This is a genomic window from Pseudoclavibacter sp. AY1F1 (assembly GCF_002931075.1).
Lineage (GTDB): Bacteria > Actinomycetota > Actinomycetes > Actinomycetales > Microbacteriaceae > Pseudoclavibacter.
The window spans coordinates 51,074-68,675 of sequence record NZ_PSTQ01000015.1 but is presented as its reverse complement, the minus strand read 5'-3'; the positions used below and the strand labels follow the sequence as shown (position 1 = coordinate 68,675).

Below are 17,602 nucleotides of genomic sequence, written 5' to 3'. Positions count from 1 at the left end.
GGGGTGGGCTCAGCTCCTAGCGGTTGCGGAGGTGGCGGCCGCGGTCCTGGGACCGGGCGCGAACGGGCGCAGCTCGACGCCAGCCTCGGTGAGCGCGAGCCGCACCTGCCTGGCCATGTCGGTGGCCCCCGGGCTGTCGCCGTGCACGCAGATGGAGTCGGCCCGCAACTCGAGGGTGCTCCCGTCGATGGCCTCGAGGAGGCCCTCGGTCGCGAGGCGCACCATGCGCTTCGCGACCTCATTGACGTCGTGCAGCACGGCGCCCGGCTCGCGCCGGGACACGAGGGTGCCCTGCGGGGTGTACGCGCGGTCGGCGAACGCCTCGATCGCGGTGGGGATGCCCGCCTCGCCCGCGAGGCGCAGCACGGCCGAGCCCGGCATGCCGAGGAGCACGAGGCTCGGGTCGACGAGGTGCACGGCCTCGACGACGTCGGCGGCCTGGCGCTCGTCGTGCACGATCGTGTTGTAGAGGGCGCCGTGCGGCTTCACGTAGCTGACGCTGGTCCCCTCGGCGGCCGCAAGTGCCTGGAGCGCACCGATCTGGTAGATGACGTCGGCCACGAGGTCGTCGGAGGCGACGTCGATGTTGCGGCGCCCGAAGCCAGCCAGGTCGCGGTAGCCGACGTGCGCGCCGATCGCGACGCCCGCATCCGCTGCCCCCCGAACGGTGGAGCGGATGGCGCGCGGGTCGCCGGCGTGGAAGCCGCAGGCGACGTTGGCGCTCGTGACGACGCCGAGCATCTCCTGGTCGTCGCCGAGGGTCCAGCGGCCGAAGCCCTCGCCGAGGTCGCTGTTGAGGTCGATGGAGCGTGAGTTCATGTGGTCAGCCTTTCACTCGGGGCCAGGGTCAGGTGTTGAGGAGCTCGAAGATCGGTCCGACCGCGTTGACGGCCATGTACCAGGTGATGAGGGTCGCAAGCGTGCCGATGATCAGCAGCCACTTCGGGTACTTCGCGCCGCCCAGCTTCGACGGGCGGAACCAGCCGATGTACATGAACAGGGTGAGACCGATCGGCAGGATGAGGCCGTTGAAGCCGCCGACGAAGACGAGCAGTGTTGCCGGCGGGGTGCCGATGGAGAGGTAGACGGCGAGCGAGAAGACGATGAAGCCGACGGTCCAGAAGTCGGCGACGCGGCCCGCGATGCGCCGCGAGAAGACCGGGAGGAACGACACCGACGTGTACGCGGCGCCGATGATGCTCGTGAGGGCCGCGAGCCAGAAGATGGCTCCGAAGATGCGGAAGCCGGCCTCGCCGGCAGCAGCCTGGAAGGCGTCGGCGGCGGGGTTGAGGGTCGTGTCGAGCACAACGCCGCTCGCGACGACGCCCAGGATGGCGAGGAACAGCACGTAGCGCATGATGCCGGTGATGACGATGCCGGTCACGGCCGCACGGTTGACCTGCTTGATGTGCTCCGGGCCGGCGTTGCCGGAGTCGAGCAGCTTGTGCGCTCCCGAGTAGACGATGTAGCCGCCGACAGTGCCGCCGACGATCGTCGTGATGGTTGCGAAGTTGATCGTGTCGGGGAGGATCGTCTGGCGGAGCGCGTCGCCGATGGGCGGCTGCGCGACGATCGCGACGATGACCGTGAGCACGATCATGGCGAGTCCCGCGACGATCACGACGCGGTCCATCACGATTCCGGCGCGCTTGATGAGGAAGATCGCGATCGCGATGGCGGCGCTGATGACGGCGCCGACCTTCACGTCGAGCCCCAGCAGCACGTTGAGGCCGAGCCCCGCGCCGCCGATGTTCCCGATGTTGAAGACAAGCCCGCCGATCACGATGAGGACCGCGAGCACGTAGCCGCTGCCCGGCAGTGCGTCGTTCGCGAGATCGCTCGCACGCTTGCCCGAGAGGGTGATCATGCGCCAGATGTTGAGCTGCACGGCGAGGTCGATGAGCACCGAGACGAGGATGCCGAACGCGAAGGCCGCGCCGAGCTGCTGCGTGAAGGTCGCGGTCTGCGTAATGAAGCCGGGGCCGATGGCCGAGGTGGCCATGAGGAAGAGGGCGCCGATGAGGGAATTGCGGCGAGCCTTCGCGTAGTGCTTGAGCTTCTCGGGAGTGCTCGCCTCGTCGGAGGGAGAGGAGCCGGCTTGGGATGACGCCGATGATGCGGGAGGAGGTGTGGAGGACATAACTCGTTCCAGTTCAGTAGGGGAGCAGCGAGTGATTGCCGTAACCCTACGGTTGTTCAACGCTGAGCAACAGATTGTTCAACGATAGGCGAGTAAATGTCTTGTTACAAGATGTATCGGGGGTGTTTCAGGGAACCAGCGGCTCGAGCGCGCATGGACGCCCGCCGGTAGAGTTCGAAGCGTGAACGCAGCCGACGAGACCCTCGACAGGGCCGAGCGGGCGGCCTCGAGCCTCCGCCAGATGATCGTCGCGGGCGAGGTCTCCCCGGGCGAGCGGCTCTCAGAGAGCTCGATGACGGAGCGCCTCGACGTCTCCCGCAACACGCTCCGCGAGGCCTTCCGCATGCTGACGCTCGAGCGCCTCCTGACGAGGCGGCCGAACGCTGGCGTCTTCGTCGCGATCCCCTCGCTGGCCTCGATCCTCGACATCTACCGGGTGCGTCGCATGATCGAGGTGCAGGCCCTGAAAGCCGCCCCCGGACGGCACCCGGCAGGCGCGCGGATGCGCGAGGCTGTCGAGCGCGCCGTCGCGGGCCGGGAAGCCGGAGACTGGGCCGCGGTCGGCACCGCCAACATGGACTTCCACACGGCGATCGTCGCGCTCGCGGACAGCGAGCGCCTCGACCGTGTCTACGCCAATGTCTCGGCCGAGCTGCGGCTCGCGTTCGGATTCCTCGATGACCTCGAGTACCTGCACGCCCCGTACATCGACCTCAACCAGCGCGTGCTCACGCTGCACCTTGCCGGCGACACGGATGGGGCAGCGGAGTCGCTCGACGAGTACCTCGTGAGGTCGGAGCGCACCGTGCTCGCCGCGTACGCACGCATCGCCCCGGCCCCGACTCTCTGACCCGACGACCTGACCCGACGACCTGAACCCACGCCCGACTCGTCGCCTCGAGTCGCACCCAACCCGAAAGAGCCCGCCGTGTCTCTCACCGCGCTTGTCATCCGCCACGTCGTCTTCGAAGACCTCGGCCTGCTTCGTGACCTACTCACGGATCGCGGGTACAGCATCCGCTACCTGGAGGCCGGGGAGCATGACTTCTCGGTCGGGGACACGGTCGAGGAGCTCGTCGCGGCCGACCTCGTGGTGGTGCTCGGCGGGCCGATCGGTGTGGGGGATGCGGAGCGGTACCCGTTCCTGACGCCGGAGATCGCGGCGATCGCGGCGCGGGTCGAGGCGAAGCGACCGACGCTCGGCGTGTGTCTGGGGGCCCAGCTCATGGCGGCCGCCATGGGCGCAGACGTCGCACCGACCGGGCTGGTCGAGATCGGATTCTCGCCGCTGACGCTCACTGAGGATGGCGCTGGCTCGGTGCTCGAGGGGCTGCGAGACGTGCCGGTGCTGCACTGGCACGGCGATCAGTTCGAGATCCCGGCCGGTGCTCAGCGTCTCGCGGAGACCCCCGGCTTCCCGAACCAGGCGTTCGCCGCCGGCCCGAATCTGCTCGGCTTGCAGTTCCACCTCGAGGTCGACCCGCAGATGGTGGAGACGTGGCTCATCGCGAACGCCTACGAGCTGGCGATCCACGAGCTCGACCCGCGAGAGATCCGGGCAGACGCCGCCGCACTCGCGCCGCGCCTCACTGTCGCCGCGCGCCGGGTCGTCGGCGCCTGGCTCGACGGCCTCGAGGCGTAGCGAGCTCCGCGTCGCAGCGAGCCCCGACCGAGCGCCCAACAGTGCCTGCTACCGGTAATAGACGGCGAGCGGGTAGTCGCCGTCGTGGCGCACCTCGATTGGCGTGCCAAAGACGTGCTCGAGGGTCTCGGTGGTCATGAGGTCCTTCGGGCTGCCGGAGTGCGCGAGCTGCCCGTCGGTGAGGGCGATGATGTTGTCGGCGTAGGCGGCAGCGAAGTTGATGTCGTGGATCACGATGACGAACGTCTTGCCGAGCTCATCCGCTGCCCGGCGCAACTGGCCCATCATGGCGACGGCGTGTTTCATGTCGAGGTTGTTGAGGGGCTCGTCGAGGAGAATGTAATCGGTGTCCTGCGCGAGCACCATGGCGACGTAGGCGCGCTGCCGCTGCCCGCCGGAGAGCTGGTCGAGGTAGCGGTTCTCGAGGGCCGTGAGGTCGAGGAACTCGATGGCCCGGTCGATGTGCTGCTTATCGTCTGCGGTGAGCCGCCCCTGCGAGTGGGGGAAGCGGCCGAAGCCGACAAGCTCCCGCACCGTGAGGCGCGTGACGAAGTGGTTCTCCTGGCGGAGGATCGAGACGACCTTCGCGAGGTCGCGGCTCTTCGCCTTCGTCACGTCGTGGCCGCCGACCGTGACCGTGCCGGTGCTCGCATCCGTCAGCCTGCCGACGATCGTGAGGAGCGTCGACTTGCCGGCACCATTCGGCCCGACGAGGGCAGTGATGCCGCCCGCGGGGATGTCGAGGGTGACGGGTCCGAGCACGGTCGACTTGCCGTAGGTCTTGGTGACGTTCGAGAGCGAGATCACAGGGCGCCCTTTCGCAACAGGTAGATGATGAAGAACAGTCCGCCGACGAACTCGATGATGATCGAGAGGGTGCCGGCCGCGTAGAAGACGTGGCGCAGCACGAAGTATCCGCCGAGCAGGGTGAGCATGCCGAGGAGCATCGCGAACGGGATGACGTGCTTGTGCTGCGAGGAGCCGGTCAGCTGGTAGGCGAGGGTCGCGACGATGAACCCGAAGAACGTCATGGGTCCGACGAGGGTCGTCGAGATGGAGATGAGCACGGCCGTCAGGATGAGGAGCACCGTGACCTTGCGCTTGTAGGCGACGCCGAGGTTGACGGCGGTGTCGCGCCCGAGGGCGAGCACATCGAGGGTGTTCCTTGTTCGCCAGATGAAGGCGAGTACGACGGCGATGATGAGCGCCGCCCACGGCAGATACTCGGGGTTCGAGTTGCTGAGATTACCGAAGAGCTTCGCCGAGAGCACGTCGAACTCGCTCGGCGTGAGAAGCCGCTGCATGAACGTGGAGAGCGAGCCGAAGCCCACGCCGAAGACGACGCCGATGAGCAGCATGATGTGCAGGTTGCCGCGCTTGCCCGAGAAGAGCCACGTGTAGAGCACGGTCGCGAAGCCCACCATGAGGAAGCTCTGCAGGAACACCTTGGGGAGGCCGTCGGTCGAGGCGAGGGCCGCGCCGCCGAGGAAGAACACGAGGGCCGTCTGGAAGACGACGTAGATGGCGTCGAACCCCATGATCGAGGGGGTCAGGATGCGGTTGCCGGTCGCTGTGTGGAACAGCACGGTCGCGACAGCCTGACAGGCGGCGACGACGATGACGGTCGCGACCGTGACGACGCGCAGGTTGACGGCGAGCCAGAAGCCGCGGCTGCCCGGCTCCATGGCGATGTCGTAGGTGAGGACGCCGACGGCGGAGAGCACGACGAGGGCACCGAGGATGCTGAAGCGCAGCCAGAGGCGGGGCGGCCGAGCGGGTTTGGACGCGTCGCTGAGCTTGTCGCCGACGCGGCGGGCATTGGATCTCGGGAGGCGGGGCACGGTGTCAGCCATCGCGCCGCATCCGGAGCAGGAGGGAGATGAAGACGGCGGCGCCGACCATGCCGAGGATCATCGAGACGGGCAGCTCGAACGGCATGCGGATGACGCGGCCGATGATGTCGCACACGATGATGATGCCGACGCCCAGCACGCACACCCACGGCAGGTTCGACCTGAGGTTGTCACCGCGGGCCATGGAGACGAGGTTCGGCACGATGAGCCCGAGGAACGGCAGGAATCCGACGACGACGGTCGTGACGCCGGTGGCGACGGCGACGAGGGCAGTACCGACGAACATGACGAGGTTGTAGTTGACGCCGAAGTTGGTGGCGATGTCCTTGCCGAGTCCGGCGACGGTGAAGCGGTCGGCGACGAAGTAGGCGATGACGACGATGATGGCCACGATCCACAGCACTTCGTATCGGCCGCGGACGACGCTCGTGAAGCTGCCCATGAACCAGGTGCCGAGCATCTGCAGGTAGTTCGTCTCGATCGCGAGCCAGGTGGTGAAGGCGGAGACGACGGCGCCGAGCATGATGCCGATGAGGGGCACGATGAGGGCCGAGCGGAGAGCGACTCGGCGCAGCACGGCGAGGAAGACCATGGTGCCGATGAAGGCGGAGGCGCTGGCCATCACCATGCGGGTCGTGAGGCCGGCTGCCGGGACGACGATGTAGCTCACGAGGAGGCCGAGGGCTGACCACTCGGTGGTGCCCGTCGTGGTCGGCTCGACGAACCGGTTCTGGGTGAGGAGCTGCAGGATGAGCCCCGAGACGCTCATGGCGCATCCCGCCAGCACAAGGGAGACGGTGCGGGGGACGCGGGAGATCCAGATCATCTCGCCACCGAACTCGTTGCCTGCGATGTCGTAGGCGCCCACGAAGAGCGAGAGCACGGCGAGGCCGAGGACGACGGCGATGCCGACGGGCAGTGCGCCCTTGCGGTTGAGGAGGGGCACGCGCGGCGCGTTCGCCGCGCGGGGCGCCGGTGTCGCTGGCGGTGGGGCTGTGGCTGTCATTCGCTCGCTGTCGTGGGCTGGCGGGCTGGATGCGGGGGTAGTGCGTCAGTGCGTCGTGCCCCGCTGCCCGGACGACGTGGGGGCGCCTTCCGAGCGGCGGGGCACGAAACGGGTGCGCTGCCTAGTTGTTGGCTCCGGCGAACGCGGCGGCGACGTCGGCGTAGAGGCCGGTGTAGGCCTGGATGCCCTCGTCGAGGTAGAACGTCGGGTCGAGGTAGACGATCTGGTTCTTCTGCACGGCTGGCACGTTCTGGAGTGCCTCAGCGCCCGCGATGAGGTCGGCGGCTGCCGTCGCGCCCTCTTCGCCGGTGCCGGCGTCGCGGTCGAGCACGATCATCCACTCGGGGTTGGCTTGCGCGATGGCCTCGACGCTGATGTCGTCGCCGTGGGAGGCGTCTTCAGCGGCCTGGTCAATGGCCGGGGTGAGGCCGATTGTGGGGAAGAGCTGGCCGACGCCGCGGCCCTCACCCGGTGCCGCGTAGGCGATCTCGCCGCCGGACGTGATGAGTCCGACCACCGTGTCGGTGCCGTCGTAGGCGCTCTTGGCGTCGGCGATGGCGGTGTCGAAGGCGGCGATCGTCTCGGCGGCTTCTTCTTCCTTGTCGAAGATCTGGCCGAGGATCTCGACCTGGCGCTTCAGTTCGCTGGTCGCCTCTTCGCCGTCGCGGGCGTTGATCTCGATCGTGGTCGGCTGGATCGCCTTGAGGTCTTCGTAGTAGTCCTGGAATCGGTAACCGCCGATGATGAGGTCGGGCTCAGCTTCGATGACGGCCTCGAGGTTCGGCTCACGGTGGAGTCCGACGTCGAGCACCTCGTCGCCGCCCGCAAGGTCCGGCCAGACGCTCTCCATGAGCGGCTTGGGGGCAGCGACGACCTCGATGCCCCAGTCGCTGAGCGTCTGGAACGTGGTGTTGTCGAGCGCGACGACGCGCTCGGGGTTCACGGGAACCTCGATCTCGCCGTGGTTGTCGGTGATCGTCACGGTTCCGGATGCTGCCGTCGTCGCTTCCGCGTCGGCTGCCGGGGCAGAGTCGGCGGGAGCGCATCCAGCGAGCAGGAGCGCCGAGATGGCGAGCAGGCCGGCTCCCTGGATGCGGGCGGCGGTGCGCCTGGTGGGGGTGGTGAGCGTTTTGGGCATGGCGGATCCTCAGTTCGGGGATGGGCTGTGTTTCGCGCACAGGTGGTGTTTCGGGCACGGGTCGCGTTTTCGGGCACGGATGTGGAGCCGTTGCAGGGGCCGCACGGGCGCTTCGGGGGCGGACGGGCCAAGCCAGCGGGTCGTGCTGAACACTCAGCATGACTCGGCTTCGAGTAAGGACAGCCTATCTTAAGTTCGCCGACGTGGCCGGGGTCGGTTGGGGGAGAAGTGCCCGACGCGCGCGAGACAATGGAGTAATGCCTGCTTCCCGTCCCCAGATGATCCCCGGTTGGCGCGACCTCACGACGATGGGCCCATACCGGCGGGACCACTGGGTGGCGCTCAGAGTGGCGCTCGCCATCGGGGCCCCGCTTGTGCTGCTGTGGTCGACCGACTCCATGGGACTTGCGATCTTCGCGGTCTTCGGCGCATTCACGAGCGTCTACGGCCGCGGGCTGGGCGCTTTCGGTCGGCTCCGCCTGCAGTCGATCGCGGCCGCCTCACTGCTTGCCTCGGTCGGCGTGGGCGCGCTCATCGCCTTATCGCCCGATCGCGCCTGGCTTGTGCTTCCCGTCGCCGCAGTGTGGGCATTCCTCATGTCGCTCTTCGGCGACCTGGTGCGCTGGGCGCCTCCTGGGCCGATGTTCCAGATCTTCGCCCTCGCCGGCATCGCGGCCCTCGCGGTGGATGGCCAGGTGCTGCTCTCTGGGATCGGCGTCGCCGTGCTCACCGCCGTCTGGTCGCTGCTGCTCGGGCTTGCGTTCGGCGCGGTCGGGGCGCTCGCCGACAGGGCGCGACCCCGAAGAGAGAGTATGAAGGCTGCGTCTGTGGCGAGCGCTGCGCCCGTGACCGGCTCGATCAGGTCGGTCCGGCCGGTGCGTTCGACGGCGCTGGGTCGCGGGGCGATGTTTGCGGTCGGCACGCTGATCGCTGGCGCGATCCCGCTGCTGATCGGCATCGGTCATCCGTACTGGGCGATGGTGTCGGCGATTGCTGGGCTCTCGGCGGCGACGGGGTTCCACCGCGTGCTGCGGGCGACGCACCGACTTGTCGGCACGGTGCTTGGCCTCGGGGTCGCGGCGGTGCTGCTTGGCTTCGAACCGAGTGGGCTTGCTGTGGTGCTGCTCGTGATCGCCCTGCAGGGCGGCGTCGAGCTCTTCATCGTGCGCAACTACACGATCGGACTGCTGTTCCTGACGCCGCTTGTACTTGTCATGGGGCGCCTCGCCGGAGATGTCTCGGCTGCGCAGCTGCTGCTGGAGCGGGGCGTGGAGACGGCCATCGGGGTGGCGGTCGCGATCGGGATCGCCGTCGTGCTCGAGTGGCGCCCATGGTCGCGGAGGTCGCGGCGGTCGGGGCCTGACATGCCCGGGAAACCGGGCGTCGGAATCAGATGACGTGCGGGCGTGCCAGCATCGCGGGGCCGAGGCGAGGGCCCGAGTTGAGGCGCCGGATTGTGCGCACGTTCGGGGTTGCCTGCCTCTTTCAAGGTATAGATCACCGGGGGGCTTGCCGCAAGACCCCGTCGAGGGACCAGAATGAGCGATCGTGACACCTCCTGCTGAAGTCTTTGCCCTGCCGCCGCATCTGTCGTTCAAGTCGGACCCCGCTCTTGTGGGGGAGGACGCCGACCAGTTCGCGGCGATCGCCGACGCGCTGTCGCGCCAGAAGCGTGAGCTCGCGTCGCGGCTCGACGAGTTGCGGCTCACGGACGGTGGGGCAGGTCAGCAGGCGCTCGACCGGGATACGGACATCCACCGCCTCTCGCGGCAGCTTCGTGGGCTTGAGCGGTTCGGGGTTGATGCGTGCCTGGGTCGTATGACGCCGGCGGACGGCTCGCCTGACGTGTACGTGGGCCGGTTCGGGCTTGCCGACGAGGATGGGCGTCGTTTGCTGATCGACTGGCGGGTCCCGGCGGCTGAGCCGTTCTTCGCGGCGACGCACGCAAGTCCGCATGGCCTCGCGAGCCGGCGTCGCTACCGCTGGAACGTGGAGCGGGTCGTCGACTATTGGGACGAGGTGTTCGTGCCTGGCGACATGGTCGGCCGGGTGGCGCTTGATGATCAGTCGTCGTTCATCGCGAGCCTCGGCACGGCCCGTTCTGGGGAGATGCGTGACGTGCTGGGCACGATCCAGGCAGACCAGGATGCGATCATCCGGGCGAGTTCGCGTGGGGCGCTGGTCGTGGACGGTGGCCCGGGAACCGGCAAGACGGTAGTAGCGCTGCACCGCACGGCGTTCCTGCTCTACTCGGACCCGCGCTTCAAGCAGGGGCGCGGCGGGGTCCTGTTCGTGGGCCCGAGTCGTCCGTACCTGAACTACGTTGCGAACGTGCTGCCGAGCCTCGGGGAGGACAGCGTGCACCTCTGCACGCTGCGCGACCTGCTGCCGGAGGGGGCCAGGGCGCGTGACGAGGCCGATGCATCCGTCGCCCGCTTGAAGTCGTCGCTTGATCTGGTGCGCGCCGTTGGAAAGGCTGTGCGGTACCACCAGCGTCCGCCGCGGACTCCCTTCACGGTGACGACCACCGACTCGCAGGAGTTGACCCTTGATGCGGCCGACTGGGCTGAGGCGTTCGTGGCGTACGAGCCCGGGCTGACGCACAACGAGGCGCGGGAGCAGGTGTGGGAGGAGGTGCTTCGGCTGCTGGTCGACAAGCGTTCGCCGGAGGTCGCCGAGTCCACGGTGCGCGCGTCGCTGCTGCGAGACGAGCGGCTGCGACTGGCGTTCGCGAAGGCCTGGCCGCTGCTTGACCCGGCGTCGGTGATCGCCGACCTGTGGTCGGTGCCGGCGTACCTGCAGTGGTGTGCCCCCGAGTTGAGTGCGGGCGAGGTGCGTCAGCTGCAGCGGGCGGATGCTCGCGCCTGGACCACCTCCGACCTCCCGCTCATCGACGCGGCGAGGCGACTCACGGGTGACCCGAACGAGTTCAGGCAGCGGGCACGGCGGGCGGAGGCGCTGGCGTCGCAGCAGGAGAACATGTCGCACGTGGTCGACAACCTCATCGAGGGTGACGACGATGGCGAGGGTGTGGTCACGATGCTGCGGGTCGAGGACGCGCAGCGCTCGCTCATCGACGAGGACTCCCTCCCGCCCGTCGATTCTGACGAGCTCGCTGGGCCGTTCGCGCACGTGGTCATCGACGAGGCTCAGGAGCTCACGGACGCCGAGTGGGCGATGCTGCTCGTGAGGTGCCCTTCGAGGAGCTTCACGATCGTCGGCGACCGGGCGCAGGCGCGCCACGGGTTCCGTGAGACGTGGGAGGAGCGGCTGCGACGCATCGGTCTGCCGAAGGTTGAGGTGGCCCAGCTCACGATCAACTACCGCACACCCGAAGAGGTCATGGTCGAGGCGGCGCCCGTCATCCTCGAGGCGCTTCCGGATGCGAATGTGCCGGTGTCGGTGCGCAGCAGCGGCATGCCCGTTGTGCACGGCGGCGTCGCCGACCTCCAGGATGTGCTGGATGCCTGGCTCGACGAGAACCTCGAGGGCATCGCGTGTGTCATCACGGCGGTGGGCGGTGACACCAGCAACACCGGGGTCCGCTTCGACAACCGGGGTCGTGTGCGCTCGCTCACGCCCGAGACGGCTAAGGGGCTCGAGTTCGACCTCGTGGTGCTCATCGACCCGGAGGGCTTCGGAACGGGCATCGAGGGTGCGGTCGACCGCTACGTCGCCATGACGAGGGCGACGCAACGGCTCGTCGTGCTGACCTCCGACTGACAGTCGGGGCGGCAGACGCGCTGTCCAGGCCGATCCTCCAGGGGCGGGGCTCACGCCGCCACGGCGAAGTACTCGACTTTCTCGAAGAGGCGCACGCCCTCCCGGGATGCGAGGAGCTGTGCCCGCACGGAGAGCTCCCTGACCTCGCACGCGATGCCGAGGGCCGCCGCCCACAGCCGCTCATCCGGCGTCGAATCGCCTGGCCCCGGCCGCTCCCACGTGAGGATGACACTCGCCGCCTCGACATCCTCCATAATGTCCGCGATCGCAGCCGCGATCTTCTCCAGCTGCGGGTAGGTGGGTCGGTGCGGGTACGCCTCGATCGGCATGAGCACCGGGAGGGGGTGGTCGTCCGAGTCGAGGAACATGAGCCAGAGTTGGCGTCGGTAGGCCTGGCCGACGAGGGCGGTCACGTGGCGCAGGACCTCGCTGTCGGTGGAAATGGGCTGGGTCATCGGAGCTGGTGTCGCTGTCATGCGACGAGTCTGCGCGCGGTGAGCGGCGCAGGAACGCGAACGTTCCACGCCTGTGGAGGGGTGCGCATCCACAGGCCGAGTGCATACAGAGTCGGCCTGGTACCGCCAGGAGGCAACCCCTCGATCTGTTACGTCCATGGGCCCGGGCCCTTGGCAGGGTGCCATCGTCGTGTGAAGCTGGCGGGGTGACGACTTCCCCCGTGAGCAGCCAGGTGTCTCGACGCCTGCATGGGCCGCGCGATCCGGGGGACGCCTGGGTCTACTCGGAGACCGGGCAGCGCTATTGGGGCCGGTTCGGGGCCGCTGGACTTGTTGCCGTCGACCCTCAGCGTGGCATCCTCCTGCAGCACCGCGCGGAATGGAGCCACCACGGGGGAACCTGGGGCATTCCTGGCGGGGCGCTGCACGAAGGTGAGCTGCCCGCCGTCGGCGCGCTGCGCGAGGCGGCCGAGGAGGCAGGCGTGCCCGCCGACGCCGTTGCCCCCTTGTTCACGAGTGTGCTCGAGCTCGGCTTCTGGCGCTACACGACCCTGGTGGCCCGCGTGACGGACCCGTTCGACCCCGTCATCGCCGACGCCGAGAGCCTCGAGCTGCGTTGGGTGCCCATCGACGAAGTCGACGCGCTTCCCCTGCACCACGGCTTCGCGGCGAGCTGGCCCGGGCTGCGCTCGGCGCTCGCGGTAAGGCCCACGATCATCGTCGACGGTGGGAACGTCGTCGGCTCGGTGCCGGACGGCTGGTGGCGCGACCGCGTGGGGGCCGCCGAGCGGCTGCTGGCCAAGGTGCACGCGTTCGCGCTGGCCGGGTCGCCGGACGTCGCATCCCGCGCCTTGAGCTCCAACTTCTCGTCGGACGCGCCCTCGAGCTCCGCGCCGAGTGCGACCGGTGGGGGAATCTCCGCGGAAGAACTCGGTCTCGCCGGGGACCGCTGGTTCCCTGAGTTCGCTGTGGTCGTCGAGGGCGCCGCCCGGGATGCCCGCTGCCCAGCGGCCAGCGAATCGGCGGCGCACGCTTCCGTCAGCGTCGTCAGAGCCCCGGCCTCCGGTGACGACGCAATCGTCGCTGAGGCTCGCCGCCGGCTGGCTCTGGGGGAGTCCGTGACGGTCGTTACGAGCGACCGAGAACTCGGTGAACGAGTCACCGAGGTTGGGGCGAGTGTGCGGGGTGTTGCTTGGCTCCGTGAGCTGGTCGGCTACGGGGCACGCCGGTAGTTCAGGCCGTCGCAGTCATCGAGCACGTGCGGTCATCGGGCACTCGCAGTCAGCCCGGGCGATCCTCCCAGGTGGTGCGCGGGGAGTGCACGGCGGGCACCCGGGCGACACGAGGGCGTTTCGGATGCGCCGTGCGTACGTTCGCGGGGTCCCGGATACGGGAGCGCCCGTTGTAGGGCGCCTCAGCGTGCAGGATCCGACCCCCAGGAGCAACACATGACTGACCACACCACGCACGACGGCCACGGCACGCACTCGAACGCGACGCACGCCGACGAGGTCGCGAAGATCGCGAAGCTCGTGAAGGAGTTCCGTTTCGGCATGCTCACGACGATCGAGGGCTCCGGGTCGTTGGTCGCGCATCCCCTCACGATTCAAGAGGCGGAGTTCGACGGCGACCTGTGGTTCCTCATCCAGAACGACTCGACAACGGTCCGCAACCTGGTCGCCGATGCTCGCGCCGGGGTGGCGTTGAGCTCGAACGACTCGTGGGTCTCCCTCTCCGGCACAGCCGGGGTCGTGGATGCGCCGGAGAAGTTGCGCGAGCTCTGGAACCCGGCGGCTGAGGCATGGTTCCCGGACGGGCCCGAGGACCCGAACGTCGGCGTGCTTAAGTTCACGGCGAGCGGAGGCGAGTACTGGGACACCCCGGGCGGTCGCATCGCAACGGTCTTCAGCTTCATCAAGTCGAAGGTGTCTGGTGAGCCGATCGAGGGCGACAACGGCAAGGTCGAGCTGTAGCCCGAACTCCAGCAAGCTCGAGTGGCCCGATTCCGTCTGTGCGGGGCCGGGCCGCTCGTGCGTCTGTCCACGGGGCGCGCCAGAATTGGGGTTCGTCCGCAAGCGGGCGTGAGGTCGAAGTCTGGTGAGCTTGGATGTCAACACCCAAGCCCCATTCAGTTAGATCGTTTAGCTTCTTTCCATGTCCTCCGATCTGCTTCGCCGCCTGTTCGTGACCGTTTCCGGAATCCTCTGCGTCGTCGGGACCCTCTTCGGAGTGGGACTCTTCGGCGGCACGGAGGTTAATCAGTCGTCGAGCGGCAACCTTGCCGCCGATGCGACGCTCATCGCCCCCGCCGGTACTGCATTCTCGATCTGGTCGGTCATCTACATCGGCCTGTTCGCCTACGTCATCTGGCAGTGGCTGCCGAAGCAGGCGACCTCTGCGAAGGCACGCGCGACGGGCTGGCTGGCTGCGCTTTCGATGCTCCTGAACGCGGGGTGGTTGCTGGTTACCCAGTTCGGCCTCATCTGGGTGAGTGTCGGGGTCATCGTCGCGCTGCTTGCGGTCTGCATCATGCTTGTGAGTCGCATCGCCGCGAACCCCGCTGAGAACTGGGGCGAGCGCCTCGCCGTCGACACCACGTTCGGTCTGTACCTCGGCTGGGTGTCGGTTGCGACGCTCGCGAACCTCGGGGCCGCGATCGTTTCGACCGGTGTGGCGGCGGAGGGCACGCTCGGCGAGGTCTCCACTGTGGCGGCACTCGTTGCAGTGCTCGGTCTCGCGACGTTCTATGTGTGGCGCTGGAAGAACTTGGCCGTCTCGGCGGCGATCATCTGGGGCGTCGCGTGGGTCGGCTTCGGTCGGCTCTCGGATGCACCCGAGTCGACGCTTGTTGGTGTTGTCGCCCTGGCGGTCGCGGTGCTCATCGCCGTCACCGGCCTGCTCGCGAAGTCCATCGACTGGCGCAGCGCTGACCCTTCGAAGGGTGTGGGCGCGACGAGGAGTGCGGATGCTATCGCCTAAGTGCTTCTAGACCGCTTCCTTATTTGCGTTTAGGGCCTAAACCTCAATAGGCCCAAAATGCAGGCGGCGATCCTGGGAAACGTCCCCGCTTTGACGGGCCGGTATCGGGCTGAGCAGGTGTGGATCGGTGGCCGTTACGGGTTCCATCCTCACGGGGTGGAGTTCGTGCCGCCACACCATGATCGCGTGCCGGCAGCGATGGACGACCTGCTGAGGTTCGTTGCACGCGATGCTCAACCATGAACGCGTCATGCGGCGCAGCGTGATCCCTATGTCTGCGGGGCTGCTTCGAAGGCGGGACGCCCATTTCTCCGCACTCGGCCCGTACAGAGTGTGCGATCCGATGCTGATCGTGGAAGCGCTTATCGGAGCCGCGCAGCTTGCTGTCGCCAACTCGAATCGTCTGATCGAGGACCTGCAGGGCATCAAGGTGACATGGTTGCCGTTGCTTTCGGGACTGCGGTCGGACGCCGTTGCTGGGCGAATTCTTGATCTCGCCCTCCAGCAGCCTGTGCTCTCTGCTGCTGTGGTCGTGGACCAGACGGGAGGAAGCATGCCGAGTGTCCTCGACAGTAGGCCTCCCATACCGACGGTGTCCGCGCTTTCGCGGGCATTCTTAGGTGAGGCACCGGAACCGGCACGCGGGCACTTTAGGTGAGTCTCGTCGTTCCCTTGCTCAACCGGTGGTCGCGCGCCTACACTCAGAAGCCTTGGGGGACGCGTTCTTGAGACGCCTTGTCTGGTGCGATTCCAGAGTCCTCCACCACTTCTTTCTGGTGCTTCTTCGCCGCCGAAGCCTCGCGGCGTGACGAGCTACGGCGCGAGTCGCTCGCCGGGGCCGCTGACTGCGTCCGCGCGAACCGGACGTCCGGGCGCGATCGCATACAGCGTGATGATGATCAGCCCGGCGACTGGCACGAGGAGCCAGAAGACGTTGGTCCAGCGGCGCCCCGTGTCGCGAAGGCGTCGGACGAGGACGGCGAGCGTGGGGAGCAGCGTCGCCACGTTCCACACGCTTCCGAGCACGCCGCCGCCGATGGTTCCGTTGTCGCCAACTGTTGTGGGGTCGATAAAGCCGAGGGCGGCGAGCACGAGGGTGTCGAAGAGCATCCACCACCAGAACTCTGACCTGCTCGCGGTGCCGGTGAAGTCTGCGTACTTGCGGATGACGGTGCGGATCGACTCGAAGAAGGTCACGGTGTCGAGTGTAATGAGGGCTCGCATCACGGATTGCTCCCGGACTCGAGTTCGAAGCAGCTGCTCGCTCAGCTTCCCGAGGACAACCCCAGCACCGGGTAGAGCACTTCGAACGCCTCGGTGAGGCCGCCGCTGACGGCGTCGCCGCCGTGGTCTGCGCCCTGGACGAGGAACAGGGTGGTGCTGATGCCGACGGCCTCGGTGGCTTGCGACACGGCGGTTGCGGCGGCGGAGAACGTGGGGTCTTCGCTGCCGGCGGTGAAGATCGCGGTCATGCCGACGTAGGTGCCGGCGGGGGCTGCTTTCATGATGTTGATGGGCTTGGAGGCTTCGAACGCGCTTGTGTCGCCGCCGTAGATGTCGGCGGTCGCGGCATCCACGCCCTCGGATCCGGGGAACTCTTCGCCGGAGATACTGATGACGTTCTTGAAGATGTCGGGGTGTTTCGCGCCGTACTTCGCTGCGCATCCGCCGCCGTTGGAGTAGCCGGCGATGGTCCAGTATTTCGGGTCCTGGATGACGTTCAGGTTGGCGTTGGCCCAGTTAACGACGTCGGTGGTGATGTACGTCTCTGCGTTGCCGTACTTTGCGGAGTCGGCGCAGGCCGGGTCCTGGACGCCGGCTGCGCCGAGCTGGTCTGCGGTGATGACAATCGGCGCGAGGCCGTTGTTCTTGGCCGCGAACTCGTCGAGCACGTCGCTGATGATGGTGCCGTCTGGGTTGCCCGGGTAGCCCATCATCGTGATGACCACGGGGAGCGCCGGGGCGTTCTCGACGAGGGCGGCCGGTGGCAGGTAGACGCCGGCATCCCTGGCGACGAACCCAGACGTCGTGCCGGGGATGGGCTGGGATCCGCGCTGGCCAGCCGATGGCAGGTTGGCTGGCGGCTGCCAGGTCTGCGCGAGTGGCTGAGCTGGCGCCTGTCGGTTGTCGGCGTTGAAGTTCGGCAGGTCGACCTTGCTCTCTTCCACGTCGCCGAAGACCGATCCGAGCGTGGGGTTGAGCCCGTAGGCGGCGTTGATGCCGGTTGCGCCGGCGAGCAGATAGACGACGATGGCGATGGCCGCGACGACGCGGCGCCAGGGTTTTGCTTCCTTGAAGGATGCGATGGCGAGGCCGATCCCGCCGAGCGTCGCGGCGGCCCACAGGCCGGCCGCGGGCGGCAGGTCGGCGCCAAAGAGGTCGAGGAGGTTGCTCGCGAAGTACACGAGGGCGCCGAGGAGTACCCCGGCGATGACGCCGATGGATGCGCGCACGAACCACTTCGCATCCGGGACCCGCACCAGCAGAGTGATCGTGAAGGCGACCGCGATGAGGTAGATGATCCACATCGCCGGCGAGTCAATGATGGTCAACTCGAGGATGGCGCTCATGGGCGTGCGTGGAACGACATCGGGTGCTCCTTCAGGCGAAGCGTGAGGGGGAATTCCGGCGATTCGCGGCGCTGGTTGACTCAACTTCTCACACGG

At 67.8% G+C, this 17,602-nt stretch carries 16 protein-coding genes; 7 read left to right on the top strand and 9 right to left on the bottom strand.

What is annotated here, in order from left to right; genetic code table 11:
• Positions 1-9: 9 nt before the first annotated feature.
• Both C5B85_RS17115 and C5B85_RS17110 read right to left on the bottom strand, forming a co-directional pair.
• Positions 10-819, bottom strand: a complete 810-nt coding sequence (locus tag C5B85_RS17115; protein ID WP_104287212.1) for a LamB/YcsF family protein — start codon at positions 817-819, stop codon at positions 10-12.
• A gap of 28 nt (positions 820-847) precedes the next feature.
• Positions 848-2,140, bottom strand: a complete 1,293-nt coding sequence (locus C5B85_RS17110) for an NRAMP family divalent metal transporter (protein ID WP_104287211.1) — start codon at positions 2,138-2,140, stop codon at positions 848-850.
• 181 nt (positions 2,141-2,321) lie between these two features.
• On the opposite strand from C5B85_RS17110, the gene C5B85_RS17105 reads away from it, so the two are divergent.
• On the top strand, positions 2,322-2,990 hold the full coding sequence (locus C5B85_RS17105; RefSeq protein WP_104287210.1) for a GntR family transcriptional regulator: 669 nt from the start codon (positions 2,322-2,324) through the stop codon (positions 2,988-2,990).
• Positions 2,991-3,068: 78 nt separating this feature from the next.
• Complete coding sequence (locus tag C5B85_RS17100; RefSeq protein ID WP_104287209.1) at positions 3,069-3,782, top strand: glutamine amidotransferase; 714 nt, start codon at positions 3,069-3,071, stop codon at positions 3,780-3,782.
• 48 nt (positions 3,783-3,830) lie between these two features.
• Here the strand turns inward: C5B85_RS17100 and C5B85_RS17095 are convergent, their stop codons facing one another.
• The 4 genes from C5B85_RS17095 to C5B85_RS17080 all read right to left on the bottom strand — a co-directional run bounded on the left by C5B85_RS17095 (position 3,831) and on the right by C5B85_RS17080 (position 7,779).
• Entirely contained in the window at positions 3,831-4,589 is a 759-nt protein-coding gene (locus C5B85_RS17095) for an ABC transporter ATP-binding protein (RefSeq protein WP_104287208.1), read from the bottom strand.
• Entirely contained in the window at positions 4,586-5,635 is a 1,050-nt protein-coding gene (locus C5B85_RS17090) for an iron chelate uptake ABC transporter family permease subunit (protein ID WP_104287207.1), read from the bottom strand. The genes C5B85_RS17095 and C5B85_RS17090 overlap by 4 nt, the downstream gene beginning before the upstream one ends.
• On the bottom strand, positions 5,628-6,641 hold the full coding sequence (locus C5B85_RS17085; protein ID WP_104287206.1) for an ABC transporter permease: 1,014 nt from the start codon (positions 6,639-6,641) through the stop codon (positions 5,628-5,630). Before C5B85_RS17085 ends, C5B85_RS17090 begins: the two co-directional genes overlap by 8 nt.
• 121 nt (positions 6,642-6,762) lie before the next feature.
• Positions 6,763-7,779 carry a siderophore ABC transporter substrate-binding protein gene (locus tag C5B85_RS17080; RefSeq protein WP_104287205.1) on the bottom strand — a complete coding sequence of 339 codons (1,017 nt, stop codon included), beginning with the start codon at positions 7,777-7,779 and terminating at the stop codon, positions 6,763-6,765.
• Positions 7,780-8,036: 257 nt separating this feature from the next.
• Between C5B85_RS17080 and C5B85_RS17075 the strand changes: the two genes are divergently transcribed.
• Together C5B85_RS17075 and helR are read left to right on the top strand one after the other, a co-directional pair.
• Complete coding sequence (locus tag C5B85_RS17075) at positions 8,037-9,176, top strand: FUSC family protein (protein ID WP_181064484.1); 1,140 nt, start codon at positions 8,037-8,039, stop codon at positions 9,174-9,176.
• 148 nt (positions 9,177-9,324) lie between these two features.
• The gene (gene helR / locus C5B85_RS17070) at positions 9,325-11,502 is read left to right on the top strand and encodes an RNA polymerase recycling motor ATPase HelR (protein WP_104287203.1); all 2,178 of its coding nucleotides are present in this window, start codon (positions 9,325-9,327) and stop codon (positions 11,500-11,502) included.
• A gap of 50 nt (positions 11,503-11,552) precedes the next feature.
• On the opposite strand, the gene C5B85_RS17065 is transcribed toward helR, so the two are convergent.
• On the bottom strand, positions 11,553-11,978 hold the full coding sequence (locus C5B85_RS17065) for a hypothetical protein (protein WP_146078005.1): 426 nt from the start codon (positions 11,976-11,978) through the stop codon (positions 11,553-11,555).
• 185 nt (positions 11,979-12,163) lie between these two features.
• Between C5B85_RS17065 and C5B85_RS17060 the strand changes: the two genes are divergently transcribed.
• The 3 genes from C5B85_RS17060 (at position 12,164) to C5B85_RS17050 (ending at position 14,936) form a co-directional block, all read left to right on the top strand.
• On the top strand, positions 12,164-13,189 hold the full coding sequence (locus tag C5B85_RS17060) for an NUDIX hydrolase (protein WP_258070871.1): 1,026 nt from the start codon (positions 12,164-12,166) through the stop codon (positions 13,187-13,189).
• A 216-nt stretch (positions 13,190-13,405) separates the two neighbouring features.
• Entirely contained in the window at positions 13,406-13,930 is a 525-nt protein-coding gene (locus C5B85_RS17055) for a pyridoxamine 5'-phosphate oxidase family protein (protein WP_104287201.1), read from the top strand.
• A gap of 181 nt (positions 13,931-14,111) precedes the next feature.
• Positions 14,112-14,936, top strand: coding sequence for a TspO/MBR family protein (locus tag C5B85_RS17050; protein ID WP_181064483.1), 825 nt, complete (start codon positions 14,112-14,114; stop codon positions 14,934-14,936).
• Positions 14,937-15,749: 813 nt separating this feature from the next.
• Here the strand turns inward: C5B85_RS17050 and C5B85_RS17035 are convergent.
• Both C5B85_RS17035 and C5B85_RS17030 read right to left on the bottom strand, forming a co-directional pair.
• Positions 15,750-16,133 carry a DUF805 domain-containing protein gene (locus C5B85_RS17035; protein ID WP_104287237.1) on the bottom strand — a complete coding sequence of 128 codons (384 nt, stop codon included), beginning with the start codon at positions 16,131-16,133 and terminating at the stop codon, positions 15,750-15,752.
• Between the two features lie 68 nt (positions 16,134-16,201).
• On the bottom strand, positions 16,202-17,506 hold the full coding sequence (locus tag C5B85_RS17030) for an esterase family protein (RefSeq protein WP_258070870.1): 1,305 nt from the start codon (positions 17,504-17,506) through the stop codon (positions 16,202-16,204).
• Positions 17,507-17,602: the final 96 nt, after the last annotated feature.

Coding starts and splice junctions, on each gene's coding strand:
- C5B85_RS17115 (WP_104287212.1), bottom strand. CDS start 819: ATGAACTCACGCTCCATCGACCTCAACAGCGACCTCGGCGAGGGCTTC.
- C5B85_RS17030 (WP_258070870.1), bottom strand. CDS start 17,506: ATGAGCGCCATCCTCGAGTTGACCATCATTGACTCGCCGGCGATGTGG.
- C5B85_RS17085 (WP_104287206.1), bottom strand. CDS start 6,641: ATGACAGCCACAGCCCCACCGCCAGCGACACCGGCGCCCCGCGCGGCG.
- C5B85_RS17050 (WP_181064483.1), top strand. CDS start 14,112: ATGTCCTCCGATCTGCTTCGCCGCCTGTTCGTGACCGTTTCCGGAATC.
- C5B85_RS17110 (WP_104287211.1), bottom strand. CDS start 2,140: ATGTCCTCCACACCTCCTCCCGCATCATCGGCGTCATCCCAAGCCGGC.
- C5B85_RS17090 (WP_104287207.1), bottom strand. CDS start 5,635: ATGGCTGACACCGTGCCCCGCCTCCCGAGATCCAATGCCCGCCGCGTC.
- C5B85_RS17080 (WP_104287205.1), bottom strand. CDS start 7,779: ATGCCCAAAACGCTCACCACCCCCACCAGGCGCACCGCCGCCCGCATC.
- C5B85_RS17055 (WP_104287201.1), top strand. CDS start 13,406: ATGACTGACCACACCACGCACGACGGCCACGGCACGCACTCGAACGCG.
- C5B85_RS17075 (WP_181064484.1), top strand. CDS start 8,037: ATGCCTGCTTCCCGTCCCCAGATGATCCCCGGTTGGCGCGACCTCACG.
- C5B85_RS17065 (WP_146078005.1), bottom strand. CDS start 11,978: ATGACAGCGACACCAGCTCCGATGACCCAGCCCATTTCCACCGACAGC.